16 protein-coding genes are annotated in these 14,087 nt (G+C 73.2%); 13 read left to right on the top strand and 3 right to left on the bottom strand.

The window, feature by feature from the left end; translation table 11 throughout:
• Positions 1–395 precede the first annotated feature (395 nt).
• Positions 396–581, bottom strand: a complete 186-nt coding sequence (gene rpmB, locus ACZ4U4_RS27365) for a 50S ribosomal protein L28 (protein WP_030287328.1) — start codon at positions 579–581, stop codon at positions 396–398.
• A gap of 231 nt (positions 582–812) precedes the next feature.
• Here rpmB and ACZ4U4_RS27360 point away from each other — a divergent pair, with 231 nt between their 5' ends.
• From ACZ4U4_RS27360 to mutM, 9 genes are all read left to right on the top strand, one after another.
• Entirely contained in the window at positions 813–2,516 is a 1,704-nt protein-coding gene (locus tag ACZ4U4_RS27360; RefSeq protein WP_467879488.1) for a DAK2 domain-containing protein, read from the top strand.
• A 93-nt stretch (positions 2,517–2,609) separates the two neighbouring features.
• A complete protein-coding gene (gene recG / locus ACZ4U4_RS27355; protein ID WP_467879486.1) occupies positions 2,610–4,841 on the top strand; it encodes an ATP-dependent DNA helicase RecG in 2,232 nt (743 codons plus the stop codon).
• Between the two features lie 165 nt (positions 4,842–5,006).
• Complete coding sequence (gene rsmD / locus ACZ4U4_RS27350) at positions 5,007–5,606, top strand: 16S rRNA (guanine(966)-N(2))-methyltransferase RsmD (RefSeq protein WP_467879484.1); 600 nt, start codon at positions 5,007–5,009, stop codon at positions 5,604–5,606.
• Positions 5,603–6,112 (top strand): pantetheine-phosphate adenylyltransferase, encoded by a 510-nt coding sequence (coaD, locus tag ACZ4U4_RS27345; protein ID WP_030287336.1) that lies wholly within the window; start codon positions 5,603–5,605, stop codon positions 6,110–6,112. Before rsmD ends, coaD begins: the two co-directional genes overlap by 4 nt.
• 131 nt (positions 6,113–6,243) lie before the next feature.
• Positions 6,244–7,329, top strand: a complete 1,086-nt coding sequence (locus ACZ4U4_RS27340) for an ATP synthase F0 subunit B (RefSeq protein ID WP_467879480.1) — start codon at positions 6,244–6,246, stop codon at positions 7,327–7,329.
• Positions 7,330–7,534: 205 nt separating this feature from the next.
• On the top strand, positions 7,535–8,143 hold the full coding sequence (locus ACZ4U4_RS27335; RefSeq protein WP_467879477.1) for a YceD family protein: 609 nt from the start codon (positions 7,535–7,537) through the stop codon (positions 8,141–8,143).
• A gap of 2 nt (positions 8,144–8,145) precedes the next feature.
• A complete protein-coding gene (rpmF, locus tag ACZ4U4_RS27330) occupies positions 8,146–8,319 on the top strand; it encodes a 50S ribosomal protein L32 (protein ID WP_030287342.1) in 174 nt (57 codons plus the stop codon).
• Between the two features lie 7 nt (positions 8,320–8,326).
• Positions 8,327–9,181, top strand: a complete 855-nt coding sequence (rnc, locus tag ACZ4U4_RS27325) for a ribonuclease III (protein WP_467879474.1) — start codon at positions 8,327–8,329, stop codon at positions 9,179–9,181.
• 88 nt (positions 9,182–9,269) lie between these two features.
• Positions 9,270–10,220 (top strand): bifunctional DNA-formamidopyrimidine glycosylase/DNA-(apurinic or apyrimidinic site) lyase, encoded by a 951-nt coding sequence (gene mutM / locus ACZ4U4_RS27320; RefSeq protein WP_467879472.1) that lies wholly within the window; start codon positions 9,270–9,272, stop codon positions 10,218–10,220.
• Positions 10,221–10,244: 24 nt separating this feature from the next.
• On the opposite strand, the gene ACZ4U4_RS27315 is transcribed toward mutM, so the two are convergent.
• Positions 10,245–10,442 (bottom strand): hypothetical protein, encoded by a 198-nt coding sequence (locus tag ACZ4U4_RS27315; protein WP_467879469.1) that lies wholly within the window; start codon positions 10,440–10,442, stop codon positions 10,245–10,247.
• A gap of 205 nt (positions 10,443–10,647) precedes the next feature.
• Here ACZ4U4_RS27315 and ACZ4U4_RS27310 point away from each other — a divergent pair, with 205 nt between their 5' ends.
• Positions 10,648–11,421 carry a MerR family transcriptional regulator gene (locus ACZ4U4_RS27310; protein ID WP_467879467.1) on the top strand — a complete coding sequence of 258 codons (774 nt, stop codon included), beginning with the start codon at positions 10,648–10,650 and terminating at the stop codon, positions 11,419–11,421.
• Positions 11,418–11,930, top strand: coding sequence for a hypothetical protein (locus ACZ4U4_RS27305; protein ID WP_467879464.1), 513 nt, complete (start codon positions 11,418–11,420; stop codon positions 11,928–11,930). Before ACZ4U4_RS27310 ends, ACZ4U4_RS27305 begins: the two co-directional genes overlap by 4 nt.
• A gap of 27 nt (positions 11,931–11,957) precedes the next feature.
• Here the strand turns inward: ACZ4U4_RS27305 and ACZ4U4_RS27300 are convergent, their stop codons facing one another.
• A complete protein-coding gene (locus ACZ4U4_RS27300) occupies positions 11,958–12,851 on the bottom strand; it encodes a CAP domain-containing protein (RefSeq protein WP_467879462.1) in 894 nt (297 codons plus the stop codon).
• Between the two features lie 135 nt (positions 12,852–12,986).
• On the opposite strand from ACZ4U4_RS27300, the gene ACZ4U4_RS27295 reads away from it, so the two are divergent.
• Complete coding sequence (locus tag ACZ4U4_RS27295; protein ID WP_467879460.1) at positions 12,987–13,268, top strand: acylphosphatase; 282 nt, start codon at positions 12,987–12,989, stop codon at positions 13,266–13,268.
• 381 nt (positions 13,269–13,649) lie between these two features.
• Positions 13,650–13,844 carry a hypothetical protein gene (locus tag ACZ4U4_RS27290; protein ID WP_467879458.1) on the top strand — a complete coding sequence of 65 codons (195 nt, stop codon included), beginning with the start codon at positions 13,650–13,652 and terminating at the stop codon, positions 13,842–13,844.
• Positions 13,845–14,087 lie beyond the last annotated feature (243 nt).

Below are 14,087 nucleotides of genomic sequence, written 5' to 3'. Positions count from 1 at the left end.
ACGGACGGACCCGGCAGGGGAGTGCCGCGTCCGGGACCCGGACACTAGGAGCGGCGAGGGACGCCCCGGAAGCGGTACCGGCACCCGGCCACGAAACCGCAACGACGGCGCAACGAGCGGCGTCCGCCCGTAACGCACGGCAACACGGGGCCCATCCGCGGCAACAGTGCGCGCCGTGCAGGGACGGGGCGCGGCCCACCGTGCGGGGCACCCGAACCCGCACCGTGCGTGAGCGTTACGGGGCGCCGGACTCCGCACCGCGTGGCCGTGGCACGGTGCGCCGACCGCCCGCGGCGATGCCCCGGCCCCGTGCGACAACGACGGAAAGCCGGCCCACCTTTCGGTGGACCGGCTTTCCGACAAGCAACCGGCTTGGCTGCGCTACGGCTAAGACGTCAGCGCGAGACCTTGCCGGCCTTGATGCACGAGGTGCAGACGTTGAGCCGCTTCGGCGTACGCTCGACCACTGCACGAACCGTCTGGATGTTGGGGTTCCAACGACGGTTGGTACGGCGGTGCGAGTGCGAGACACTCTTGCCGAAGCCCGGCCCCTTGCCGCAGACGTCGCAGTTGGCAGCCACGGGTCACTCCAAAGACTTCAGATGCACTTACGGTGAATCCTGACGGGCCGAGTGCATTGACCGACCGGCGTCGCCAGGAGAGGAATGGCCCGATTCGCACCGGGCAACCGGAGCAGCATACAACGGCCGCGTCCGTAGAACGAAACTACCATGCGCGCTCCGGGCCCCGCCCCGGCCTCCCGGTGTGACCGCGGCTACTGTGCGGACATCCCGTGCATCCAGGAGGACGCTGTGCCGCACCCGCTCGACGCCGCCGCGATCCGCACCTGGTGCGGGCTGGCGCTGGAGGCGCTGGGCCGGGAACGCGCCCGGATCGACGCGATCAACGTCTATCCCGTGGCCGACGGCGACACCGGCACCAACCTCTACCTCACCCTCGAATCCGCCGCCCGCGCGGTCGAGGCGGCCTTCGACGGCCACGCCTCCGCGGGCACCGCACCCTGCCTCGCGGATGCCGCCGGAGCGATGGCGCACGGCGCCCTCATAGGGGCGCGCGGCAACTCCGGCACCATCCTCGCCCAGCTGCTGCGCGGCATGACCGAGATCCTGGCCGCCCCGCCGGCGCCCGCCACCGGGCCGGACGCCACCGGTGAGCTGCCCGGCGGCTGCCCGCCCGCCACCCTGGGACGGGCGCTGCACCGCGCCGCGGTCGCCGCCCGGGAGGCCGTCGCGCACCCCGTGGAGGGCACCGTGCTGACGGTCGCCGCCCGCGCCGCCGACGCCGCGGAGGCCGCCGCGGCCACCGCACCGCACACCGCCGCCGTGGCGCGCGCCGCCCACGACGGCGCCCGCGACGCGCTCCGCGCCACCCCGGGACAGCTCGCCGCCCTGGGCCGCGCCGGAGTCGTGGACGCTGGGGGCTGCGGCCTGGTCGCCCTCCTGGGGGCGCTCTCCGACGCGCTGTCCGGCGAAGTCACCACCACCCCCGTCGCGGTACGGGCCGACGCCCCGCTTCCGGAGGCCGCGGGCCCCGCGGCCGTCACCGGGGCCGCCCCGGAGAGCTGCCCGCCCGGAGAGGAGACCGGCCCCGCGTTCGAGGTGATCTACCTCCTGGAGGCCACCGACGCCGCCGTGGCGCGGCTGCGCACCCGGCTCGACGCGCTCGGTGACTCCCTCGTCGTGGTCGGCGGCGACGGCCTCTGGCACGTCCATGTCCACGTCGACGACGCGGGCGCCGCCGTCGAGGCCGGTATCGAGGCGGGCCGCCCGTACCGCATCCGCATCACCCACTTCGACGGCGCCGCGCACGCCGCGCGGCCCGTGGCGGAGCCGGCCGCCCGGGGCGTCGTCGCCGTCGTCCCCGGGGAGGGCCTGGCCGCGCTCTGCCAGGAGGCGGGCGCGACCACGGTGCGCGTGCGCCCGGGGGAGCCGCCCGCCTCGGGGGAGTTGGTCCAGGCGATCCGGCAGGCGCACGCCCGCGAGGTGCTGCTGCTGCCGAACGACCCCGAGCTGCACCACACCGCCGCCGCGGCGGCCGAGGCGGCCCGTACCGAGGGCATCCGGGTGGCGCTCATCCCCACCCGCGCCGCCGTCCAGGGCCTCGCGGCGCTCGCCGTGCACGAGCCCGACCGCAGCTTCGACGAGGACGCCGTCGCCATGACCTCGGCCGCCGGGGCCACCCGCTACGCCGAACTGGCCGTCGCCGAACGGCAGGCGTGGACGATGGCGGGCATCTGCCAGCAGGGCGACGTCCTCGGGCTGATCGACGGCGACGTCGTGGTCATCGGCGGCGATCTGACGGAGACCGCCCTCACCGTCCTGGACCGGATGCTCTCGGCCGGCGGCGAACTCGTCACCCTGGTCCGCGGCGCCTGCGCCCCCGACGGCCTCGCCGCCCGGCTGGAGGCCCACGTCCGCGAACGGTTCCTCGCCGTCGACACCGTCGTGTACGAGGGCGGCCGCCATGCGGCGCCGTTGCTGATCGGCGTCGAGTAGGGGGAGCGGCAGGCCGCGCACGGGCCCGCGCGCCCCGTCCGCAACAGGCCCCGCACCCCGCGGGAGGCCCCGTTGTCGGTGGCATGGTGTGCAATGGGTTCCGTGGCCCCGCTCGACGAACCTCTGAAGAAGACCCTCGGTGGCACCACCGCGAAGGTGCTCGCCGACCACCTCGGCCTGCACACGGTCGGGGATCTGCTGCACCACTACCCGCGCCGGTACGCCGAGCGCGGTGAGCTGACCCGCCTCGCCGACCTCCCGCTCGACGAACACGTCACCGTCGTCGCCCAGGTCGCCGACGCCCGCGTCCTGCGGTTCAACGGCGGCCGCGGCCAGCGTCTGGAGGTCACGCTCACCGACGGCGGCGGCCGCCTCCAGCTGGTCTTCTTCGGCAAGGGCATCCACAAGCCGCACAAGGACCTGGTGCCCGGCCGCCGCGCGATGTTCGCCGGCAAGGTCTCCGTCTTCAACCGCAAGCTCCAGCTCGCCCACCCCGAATACGCCCTCCTCGACCAGGAGTCCGGCAGCGAGGCCGTCGACGCGTTCGCCGGTGCGCTGATGCCGATCTACCCCGCCTGCCAGCAGATGGCGTCCTGGAAGCTCGCTAAGGCCGTCGACGCGGTGCTGCCCCACGCCCGGGACGCCGTCGACCCGCTGCCGGAGGCGCTGCGCACCGGCCGGGGGCTGGTGGAGCTGCCCGAGGCGCTGGAGAAGATCCACCGCCCGCGCACCAAGGCCGACATCGCCGACGCCCGCGCCCGGCTGAAGTGGGACGAGGCGTTCGTCCTCCAGGTCGCGCTGGCCCGCCGCCGCTTCGCCGAGACCCAACTCCCCGCGGTGCCCCGGCCATTGACCGAAGGCGGCATCCTCGACGCGTTCGACGCCGGGCTGCCGTTCACCCTCACCGAGGGCCAGCGCAAGGTCAGCGAGGAGATCTTCACCGACCTCGCCACCGACCACCCCATGCACCGCCTCCTCCAGGGCGAGGTCGGCTCCGGCAAGACGATGGTGGCGCTGCGCGCGATGCTCACCGTCGTCGACAGCGGGGGACAGGCGGCGATGCTCGCCCCCACCGAGGTCCTCGCCCAGCAGCACCACCGCTCCATCACGGAGATGATGGGGGAGCTGGCCGAGGGCGGAATGCTGGGCGGTGCGGAGCACGGCACCAAGGTGGTGCTGCTCACGGGCTCCATGGGCGCCGCCGCCCGCCGTCAGGCGCTCCTCGATCTCGTCACCGGCGAGGCGGGAATCGTCATCGGCACCCACGCCCTGATCGAGGACAAGGTCCAGTTCCACGACCTCGGGCTGGTCGTCGTCGACGAACAGCACCGCTTCGGTGTCGAGCAGCGCGACGCCCTGCGCGGCAAGGGCCACTCCCAGGGCGAGAAGCGGACCCCGCACCTCCTGGTGATGACCGCCACCCCCATCCCGCGCACCGTCGCCATGACCGTCTTCGGCGATCTGGAGACCTCGGTCCTCGACCAGCTCCCCGCCGGGCGCTCGCCCATCGCCACCCACGTCGTGCCCGCCAAGGACAAGCCGCACTTCCTCGCCCGCGCCTGGGAGCGGGTCCGCGAGGAGGTCGCCGCGGGCCACCAGGGTTACGTCGTCTGCCCCCGGATCGGCGACGAGGAGGACGCCCCCGGCACTGCCAAGGGCCGCAAGGGCGCCGACGAGGACGGGCCGTCGCCGGAGGACGCCGAGGAGAAGCGGCCGCCGCTCGCCGTGGTCGACCTCGTACGGCAGCTCACCGCCGGGCCGCTGGCAGGGCTGCGGGTGGCCGCCCTGCACGGCCGGATGGCGCCCGAGGACAAGGACGCCGTCATGCGCCGCTTCGCCGCCGGTGAGCTGGACGTGCTCGTCGCCACCACCGTCATCGAGGTCGGCGTCAACGTCCCCAACGCCACCGCCATGGTGATCATGGACGCCGACCGCTTCGGCGTCTCCCAGCTCCACCAGCTGCGCGGCCGGGTCGGCCGTGGCTCCGCCCCCGGGCTCTGCCTGCTGGTCAGCGAGATGCCCGAGGCCAGCCCCGCCCGCGCCCGCCTCGCCGCCGTCGCCGCCACCCTCGACGGCTTCGAACTCTCCCGTATCGACCTCGAACAGCGCCGCGAGGGCGACGTCCTCGGCCAGGCCCAGTCCGGCGTCCGCTCCTCGCTGCGGATGCTCGCCGTCATCGAGGACGAGGAGGTCATCGCCGCCGCCCGCGAGGAGGCCACCGCCGTCGTCGTCGCCGACCCGGCCCTCGACGCCTACCCGGAACTGCGCACCGCCCTGGCGGCTCTGCTGGACGACGCACGCGAGGAGTACCTGGACAAGGGGTGACGCGGGGCGGCGCCCGGCCACGCCCACGTGAGAAGCCTCACCCTCCCCGCCCGGCCCGTCCGTCACCGTGCCCCGCCCCGCCCCCGGCCGGAATATCGTGGAGGCCGCGGCGCCGCCCCCGGCCGCCGTCTCCCCACCGACCCCGCACCACGTAAGGACGGGCCCATGACCCGCGTGATCGCCGGTACGGCCGGCGGCCGCCGCCTGGCCGTACCCCCCGGCAACGGCACCCGCCCGACCTCCGACCGCGCACGCGAGGGCCTCTTCTCCACCTGGGAGTCGCTGGACGGCCCGATGACCGGCGCCCGGGTCCTCGACCTCTACGCGGGCTCCGGCGCGGTCGGCCTGGAGGCGCTGTCCCGGGGCGCCGCCCACGTCCTGCTCGTCGAGGCCGACGCCCGCGCCGCCCGCACCGTGCGCGAGAACGTCAGGGCCGTCGGCCTGCCCGGCGCCGAGGTTCGCACCGGCCGCGCCGAACAGGTCGCCGCCGGCGCCGCACCCGGCGACCCGTACGACGTCCTCTTCCTCGACCCGCCGTACGCCGTCACCGACGACGAACTGCGGGAGATCCTGCTCACACTCCGCCGTGCGGGCTGGTGTGCGCCGGACGCACTCGTCACCGTGGAGCGGAGTACCCGAGGCGGCGCGTTCTCCTGGCCGGACGGATTCGCGGCGATCAAGGCCCGCCGCTACGGCGAGGGGACGCTTTGGTACGGTCGCGCCGCTTCCACGTCCCCCGACGAGACGTCGGAACGCGTGTCATGAACGCACCGGAGAGCGAGGAACCAGAGTTGCGCCGCGCCGTCTGTCCGGGGTCCTTCGACCCCATCACCAATGGGCACCTGGACATCATCGCCCGTGCCTCCAAGCTGTACGACGTCGTCCACGTCGCCGTGATGATCAACCAGTCGAAGCAGGGGCTCTTCACGGTCGACGAGCGCATCGACCTGATCCGCCGCGCCACCGCCGAGTACGGCAACGTCGAGGTCGAGGCGTTCCACGGCCTGCTCGTCGACTTCTGCAAGCAGCGCGACATCCCCGCGATCGTCAAGGGTCTGCGCGCCGTCAGCGACTTCGACTACGAACTCCAGATGGCCCAGATGAACAACGGGCTCTCCGGTGTGGAGACGCTGTTCGTCCCCACCAACCCCACCTACAGCTTCCTCTCCTCCAGCCTCGTCAAGGAGGTGGCGGCCTGGGGCGGCGACGTCAGCCACCTCGTCCCGCCGTTCGTCCTGGAGGCACTGACCGAACGGCTGCGGGAGCGCTGAGCGGCACCCCGGCGCACCCGCCGGGCGTCACCACCTGCTGACGCCCCGTCAGCAGGTGTCGGGGCGGGGCCCGGTGGCCGTACAGTCGTGGCGTTCCTGGTTCCATCCCTTCAGAGAGTGGCGAGTCCAACGTGGACGTGCAGAAGAAGCTCGACGAGATCGTCGACAACATCGGCAGCGCCCGTTCCGTGCCCATGTCGGCGTCCTGCGTGGTCAACCGGGCCGAACTGCTCGCCATGCTGGAGGAGGTGCGCGCGGCACTGCCCGACTCGCTGGCGCAGGCGCAGGAACTGCTCGGCGGGCGCGAGCGGATGGTCGAGGAGGCCCGCGCCGAGGCGGAGCGGATCATCGAGTCCGCCCACGCCCACCGCGGCTCGCTGATCTCCGACACCGAGGTCGCCCGCCAGTCGCAGGACGAGGCGGACCGCATCCTCGCCGAGGCCCGCCGCGAGGCCGAGGAGATCCGCGCCGAGGCCGACGACTACGTCGACAGCAAGCTCGCCAACTTCGAGGTCGTCCTCACCAAGACCATCGGCTCCGTCGACCGCGGCCGCGAGAAGCTGCTCGGCCGCGGCCCCGGCCTCGACGACCAGGGCTACGCCGACGCCGACGCCCCCGAGCGCAGCGCCGACCCGGCGACGCTCACCGAGCGGGCCGACGCCTACGTTGACGCCAAGTTCGGCGCCTTCCAGGCGGTGCTGACCAAGACCCTCGAAGCGGTCGGCCGCGGCCGCGACAAGCTCCAGGGCGCCCGCGCCATCGACGAGCTGGGCGCCCACCTCGCCGCCCAGACCGACGGGCCGGCCGGGGGCCACCAGGCCGACGCGGAGTACCTCGCCGGCCTCGCCGACATCGCCGCCCCCCAGCAGCCGGCCGCCCCGGCCCCGCAGCCGCTCGCCGCCGCGGAGGCCCCGCAGTACGCCCAGCCCGGCCACTACCCGGACCAGGGCTACGCGGCGGGCCAGGACGGCTACGCCTACGGGCAGCAGCAGTACGCCCAGCAGCAGGACCCGTACGGCTATGGCTGGCAGCAGCAGGCCGCCCCGCAGGTCCCGCAGCAGGGCTACGACCCGCAGGCGGGCTACGCACCCCAGCAGGTGCCCCAGCAGCCCCCGCAGGCGCCCGCACAGCCCGGTGCCCTGGAGGAGACCAGCCTCTTCGACACCAGCATGATCAACATCGATCAGATCCGGCGGTACGAGGAGGGCCGCCCCTAGGGGCCTTCTCCGGAGCGGCCCGGATTGGGCCTATCCGGGCACGTCCAGTATCCTGGCTGTTCGGTCGCGTGTACGTCCGCGATCCCGGCTGCCCGTTTCCGTATCCGCCCGCTCCCGAGCCGGTGGCCGGAAGTCGGCGCACCGGACCCCCGGTACAGAAAGCAGGAAAGCCATCAACGCCCGCCTCGACCACCGTTCCCCGCTCGTGTTCGACACGCGCGAGCTGGGCCGTCGTCCCGGCGCGCTCCAGCGGCTCTCCCGCACCGTCGAGGCCCCCCGGGACCTCGGCAACGAGGTGATCGGCGTGCCCGAGGGCACCTCGATCGCGCTCGACCTCCGCCTGGAATCGGTCATGGACGGGGTGCTTGTCACAGGTACCGCCCGTGCAACCGTGAAGGGGGAGTGCGTAAGGTGTCTGGAGCCGCTGGAGCGCGAGCTCGTAGCGGACTTCCAGGAGATGTTCGCCTACCCCGACGCCGATGCCCGGACCCGCCCCGCGGAGTCCGGCGACGACGCCGAGGACGAGGAGGACACACTCTTCGTCGAGGACGACCTGTTCGACCTCGAACCCGTGCTGCGGGACGCGGTGGTGCTCGCACTGCCGCTGCAGCCGGTGTGCCGGGAAGACTGCCCGGGTCTGTGTTCCGATTGCGGAGCACGGCTCGCGGACGACCCGGACCACCACCACGACGCCGTCGACATCCGTTGGGCGGCACTGCAGGGACTCGTCGGGACCAACCAGGACGACGAGAAGGACAAGTTGAGCGGCGACGCGCCTCGATCAGCGCACGTCGACGAGAAGCAGGAGAAGTAGCCGTGGCTGTTCCGAAGCGGAAGATGTCGCGCAGCAACACGCGCCACCGCCGGTCGCAGTGGAAGGCTGCGGTCCCCACCCTGGTGGCGTGCGAGCGCTGCCACGAGCCGAAGCAGCAGCACATCGCGTGCCAGAGCTGCGGCACCTACAACAAGCGCCAGGTCCTCGAGGTCTGAGCGGCTGGTGACAGGCACTGTGTCTAGCCCCAAGAAGGCGCAAGACGCCCGCCCCTCGGCGCGCACCCACGGCGAGGAGCAGGCACCGGCGGACACGGCCTCGTCCCACACGATTCTGGAAGGGCGGCTCGGGTACCACCTTGAGTCCGCCCTTCTGGTACGTGCGCTGACGCACCGTTCCTACGCGTACGAGAACGGCGGTCTGCCCACCAACGAGCGGCTGGAGTTCCTCGGGGACTCCGTGCTGGGCCTGGTGGTCACGGACACGCTGTACCGCATCCACCCCGATCTCCCGGAAGGCCAGCTGGCCAAGCTCCGGGCCGCGGTGGTCAACTCGCGCGCGCTCGCCGAGGTGGGCCGCGGCCTCGACCTCGGCGCCTTCATCCGCCTCGGACGGGGCGAAGAAGGCACGGGCGGCCGGGACAAGGCGTCCATCCTCGCCGACACCCTTGAAGCGGTGATCGGCGCGGTCTATCTCGACCAGGGCCTCGACGCGGCCGGCGAGCTGGTGCACCGGCTCTTCGACCCGCTCATCGAGAAGTCCTCCAGCCTCGGCGCCGGCCTGGACTGGAAGACGAGTCTCCAGGAACTCACCGCGACCGAAGGTCTCGGCGTCCCGGAGTACCTGGTCACCGAGGCCGGACCGGATCACGAGAAGACGTTCACGGCTGCCGCCCGCGTCGGTGGTGTCTCGTACGGCACCGGCACCGGCCGCAGCAAGAAGGAAGCCGAGCAGCAGGCGGCGGAATCCGCATGGCGCGCCATCCGCGCCGCGGCGGACGAGCGCGCCGAGGACGGGCAGGGCGGTTCCGCCGCCGACCCGGCCGCGGCTTCCGGCGACTCCTCGACGCCGGCCCGCTGAACCACCCCTTCTGACCCCGCCGGGCGACACCGCCCGACGGGGTCAGAAGTCTTTTCCCACCCTGCCGAAACCCGTGAGGAGAGCCGCGGTGCCCGAACTGCCCGAGGTCGAGGTCGTACGCCGAGGACTGGAGCGCTGGGTCAGCGGCCGGACCATCGGCTCGGTCGAGGTGCTGCACCCCCGGGCCATCCGCCGCCACACCGCGGGCGCGGCCGACTTCGCCGCCCGGCTGACCGGACTGCGCATCGAGGCGGCGCGCCGTCGCGGCAAGTACCTCTGGCTGCCGGTGTCCGGCGGCGGCCCCGCCGCGCAGACCGCGGCCGAGGGCCTGGCGCCGCAGATCACCACCGATGTCACCCACGGCCTCGCGGTCCTCGCCCACCTCGGGATGAGCGGCCAGTTGCTGGTGCAGCCGCAGGACGCGCCGGACGAGAAGCATCTGCGTATCCGGGTCCGCTTCGACGACTCCGTGACCCCGCCGCCCGAGGACGCCGCCGGGACCGAGCTGCGCTTCGTCGACCAGCGGACCTTCGGCGGTCTCTCGCTGCACGACACGGTGCCGGGCGATACGGACCAGCTTCCGGACGCCATCGCGCACATCGCCCGTGACCCGCTCGACGCGGCCTTCGACGACGCCGCCTTCCACGACGCACTGCGCCGCCGCCGCACCACCGTCAAGCGCGCCCTGCTCGACCAGTCCCTGATCAGCGGCGTCGGCAACATCTACGCCGACGAGGCGCTGTGGCGCTCGCGCCTGCACTACGAGCGTCCCACCGCCACCCTCACCCGCCCGCGCACCGCCGAACTCCTCGGCCATGTACGGGAGGTGATGTCCGCCGCCCTCGCCGTCGGCGGCACCAGCTTCGACAGCCTCTACGTCAACGTGAACGGCGAGTCCGGCTACTTCGAGCGGTCCCTCGACGCGTACGGGCGGGAGGACGAGCCGTGCCGCCGGTGCGGCACCCCGATCCGCCGCCGGCCCTGGATGAACCGCTCCAGCTACTTCTGCCCGCGCTGCCAGCGTCCGCCGCGGCCCTGACCGGGCGCCGTCCGCAGGCCGCGGTCAGCCGGTGGGCGCCCCGGTGAGGTGCCAGCGGCCGACCTCGCGGTACTCCGAGTCGTGGACGGGCGAGCCGTCGCCGGGCTTCATCGCGTAGTGGTGGAGGTTGCCGCCCCAGTAGCGCAGGATGCGGCCCAGTTCGCCCGCGGGGTCCTGCGCGATCTTCCCCTCGTCCACCTCGACCTCAAGGACGAACTTCATGCCGCGGCCTCCTTCTCGTCAGGGGCGTCCCTCCGCCCGGTCTCCAGTCTTCCATTCAAGTGCGAACAGGGATTTTGACGGCATACACGCAGGTCGGCGCGGGAAATGGGCGGGAAAATCTCAACCGGGGACGAGACCTGCCGCAGCGGTCGTCCGGTCCGTAAGCTGATCGCGTCGGACGGGCGGGGCGACGGGGGAGGACGGCGTGGGAGACCGGTTGCGGGCCGGTGAGCTGGCGCGGGCGGCGGGCCTCTCCGTGCAGCAGCTGCGCAGCTATCTGGAGAGCGGGGTGCTGCCGCCGGCGGCGCGCGGTGCGGGCGGCCACCGCCGGTTCACCACCGTGCACGCCGAGGCGCTGACCGCCGCCCGGGCGCTCGCCGCCGGACACGGCTGGGCCACCACCCGCACCGTGCTGCGCGCCGTCCACGACGGCGACGAGGAGAGCGCACTGGCCGCGCTCGACGCGAGCCATGCCCGGCTGGACCGCGAGCGCGGGGAGCTGATCGCGGTGCACGACGCCCTCGGCACCGTGCTCGCCGCGGAACCGCCCGCGTCCGCGCCGCGCCCGCTGCGCATCGGCGACGCCGCCCGCGCGGTGGGCGTCCGCCCGCCCGTGCTGCGGCTCTGGGAGCGCCACGGTCTGCTGCACCCGGAGCGTGAACCGGCCACCGGATACCGCCGCTACTCCGCCGCCGAACTGCACCTCGCGCACGTCACCGCGCTGCTGCGGCGCGGCGGCCACCCGCTCGCCGCCATCGCCGCCGTCCTGCGCGAACTGCGGACGACCGGCAGCCCCGACCGCCTCCGCACGGAGCTGGCCCGCCGCCGCGCGGCGCTGCACCAGGCGTCCCGCCAGCGCCTCACCGCCGCCGCGGCGCTGCACACCTATCTGCTGCGGCGGGCGGAGCGACGTCCGCAGGACGGTACGGAAGGAAGCATGGGGCCGATGGGTGACGCGGGCACGGAGCCGCGGGGATGAGCGCCGTCATCGCCGCCATGATCACCGCCGTCGTGGGCGTCCTGGGCACGCTCTTCGCCCCGCTGCTCACCCACCACATCACACGGCGGCAGCGCGCCGAGGAGGCGGAAACGGAAGCGGCGCGCCGCTCCCTGGAGGAGCGCCGCGCCGCGTACACCGCGCTCAATCGCGCCTCCCGGCAGTTCCACACCCTCCTCAAGGACGCGCTGCACCGCCTGCGCGACGGCGTCTACGGCGCGCACGAACGCGAGCAGACGGAGGAGGCGCGGCTGGAGTACCGCGACCGTTACGCCGAGGCGCAGATGATCGTCCCCGAGGCGGTGCTGGTCGCCTCGCGCGACGTCAACCGGGTCCTGGCGCGCGCCGACGCCGTCGTCAAACGTCTCGACCGGGGCCGTGCCGACGACGGCGAGAGCGCGGACGGCGCCTTGGCGGACCTGAAGGCGGCGCAGCCCGCGCTGAGCGTGTTGAGCGCGGTGATGCGGCGCGACCTCGGGGTGGTGGACTGACGGGGGCGGGCCCGGCGGCGCCCGGTGTCAGAAACCGAAGTCCTGCGTCCACCAGGGGCCGCCCGGTCCGCGGTGGATGCCGACGCCGAGGGTGCGGTAGTCGCAGTTGAGGATGTTGGCGCGGTGGCCGGGGCTGTTCATCCACGCCTCCATGACGGCCGCGGCGTCCGCCTGACCGCGGGCGATGTTCTCGCCGCCGAGGTCGGAGATGCCCGCGGCGCGGGCGCGGTCCCAGGGGCCCTTGCCGTCCGGGTCGGTGTGGTCGAAGAAGCCGCGCGCGGCCATGTCGTCGCTGAATGCCCGAGCCAGCGAGGCCAGTTGGGTGTCGGCCGTGACCGGCGAGCACCCGGCCTTGGCGCGCTCGTCGTTGACCAGCGACAGCACCTGCGCCTCGGCCGACGTCCCGGCGTCCACCGAGCGCTGCGGCCGGGTGGTGGGCTTCGGCGCCGTGGAGGGCGAGCTGCTGCCGCCCCCGTCGTGCCCGGAGCCGGCCGTGGGCGACGCCGACCGGTGGTGCTTCTTCGGGGACGGCGAGGTGGACGGGGAGGCCGCGGAGGTCGGCCGGTCGGTGCCGGTGACCGTGCCGCGGGTGCTGCCGCGGGTGACCCCGCCCGACGCCCGGTCCGTCGGCGTGGCCGACTCGCCGCCCTGCGGGGAGGCGTCCGGCAAGGAGTTGGCCCGGACCGGCTGCCCGGCCTCCTCACCCACGACGTACCGGTCGCCGCCGCCGGGTATCAGCCCCGAGGCGACCGCGACGGTGCCCATCGCCACCGCGGCGGACGCGCCGATCAGCCCCGTGCGCACCGGCACCGCGCGCCGGGCACGGCGGCTCCGTCGGGGGCCCTCGCCGGAGGTGGTGTCGGTGGGCGGGGTGCCCACCGGTCCGGTGGCAGGGGGAACAGCGCGTCTGTGGCGGCCCATCCGCTGGCGTCCTTCCGTCCTCAGCATCGAGAAATTCACCCGAACGGGTGAGCTGGATTGCCGGGTGACTGTACGCCATGACCTGCCGGACCGCCGATGTGCTCATCGGCCGATCGGCCGGATACCGTGCACGCCATGAATGAAGAAGTCCGCATGACGGCATGGGTGCGCGGCCGGGTCCAGGGCGTCGGGTTCCGCTGGTTCACCCGCGCCAACGCCCTGCGGATCGGCGAGCTGGTCGGTTTCGCCCTCAATCTGGACGACGGACGCGTCCAGGTCGTCGCCGAAGGCCCGAAGGACCGCTGCGAGGAATTGCTGGAATGGCTGCGCGCCGGTGACACGCCCGGGCGGGTCGACGGTGTGACTGAGATATGGGACACCCCGCGCGGGGGTTATGACGGCTTCGCGACGCGTTGACGGACGGCGGAAAGCCGCCCCGTGGCGGCCTCGGGAATGATCTTCAGACCGTGCCCCGAAGTCCGGTCGTCGGGATATTTGGCCTGGTGGTTGCCAACTCGGCCGTCCCGTGCAAGGCTGCCGCTGTACGGATGATCTCCACGCCCCCGCGGGACCTTTCTGGAGAATCGGCGCCCGGCCCGCACGGCCGCGCCGTCTCGGGTGCCCGGCGATACGGGGCGTGATCGTGTTGACCGTCAAAACATTTGGTGAGACTCTGGAATCCCCGCGCACCTTAGCTGTTTGGCATTGAGAACCCCGCAAATGACAAGCACCGCGGGTGCGGAATCCCTCACGACCCAACCGCTTCGGTCGGTCACTCATTGTGGAGGACCATCCATCATGGCAAAGGCGCTTCTCGGTTACGTCGGCGGCTCCGACCCCCGAGTCCTCTCCGAGATGCGACGGCTTCAGCAGCGCGTGCAGGACCTGGAATCCGAACTGATCCGGATGCAGGCCGAAAACGACATGCTGTCCGCTGCCGCACGTCACGAAGGTTCGATGCTCGACGTACAGGCGGAGCCCGCGCTCACCTGACCCCCGCCTCAAGGGCCGGTACGGCGTATGCCACCTGCTTGAGGAACTGCAATCAGCATGATCCGCGCCACGCGAGATCTGCAAAAGGGACGCTTCGGCGTCCCTTCGTCATGTCCGCCCTCCCCGCGCCCGGGCACCGGCTCCGTCCAACGCCTCTCGCATGATGTGCCCTGCGCCACACTGCATGAAACCGAAAGCGAACGCGAGGCGGCGCCGCAGCTTCGGCCGGGCCCCGGGATGTCG

It is taken from the genome of Streptomyces sp. NPDC029159 (genome assembly GCF_055564055.1).
Note: the sequence above shows the minus strand (reverse complement) of the source record. Positions and strands in the feature narration are given on the sequence as shown.

What these genes read in the sequence shown, in the direction of transcription:
- recG (WP_467879486.1), top strand. Translation starts at nt 2,610, where the DNA reads ATGGGTTCCGTGGCCCCGCTCGACGAACCTCTGAAGAAGACCCTCGGT.
- rsmD (WP_467879484.1), top strand. Translation starts at nt 5,007, where the DNA reads ATGACCCGCGTGATCGCCGGTACGGCCGGCGGCCGCCGCCTGGCCGTA.
- coaD (WP_030287336.1), top strand. Translation starts at nt 5,603, where the DNA reads ATGAACGCACCGGAGAGCGAGGAACCAGAGTTGCGCCGCGCCGTCTGT.
- ACZ4U4_RS27315 (WP_467879469.1), bottom strand. Translation starts at nt 10,442, where the DNA reads ATGAAGTTCGTCCTTGAGGTCGAGGTGGACGAGGGGAAGATCGCGCAG.
- ACZ4U4_RS27305 (WP_467879464.1), top strand. Translation starts at nt 11,418, where the DNA reads ATGAGCGCCGTCATCGCCGCCATGATCACCGCCGTCGTGGGCGTCCTG.
- ACZ4U4_RS27300 (WP_467879462.1), bottom strand. Translation starts at nt 12,851, where the DNA reads ATGGGCCGCCACAGACGCGCTGTTCCCCCTGCCACCGGACCGGTGGGC.
- ACZ4U4_RS27295 (WP_467879460.1), top strand. Translation starts at nt 12,987, where the DNA reads ATGAATGAAGAAGTCCGCATGACGGCATGGGTGCGCGGCCGGGTCCAG.
- ACZ4U4_RS27290 (WP_467879458.1), top strand. Translation starts at nt 13,650, where the DNA reads ATGGCAAAGGCGCTTCTCGGTTACGTCGGCGGCTCCGACCCCCGAGTC.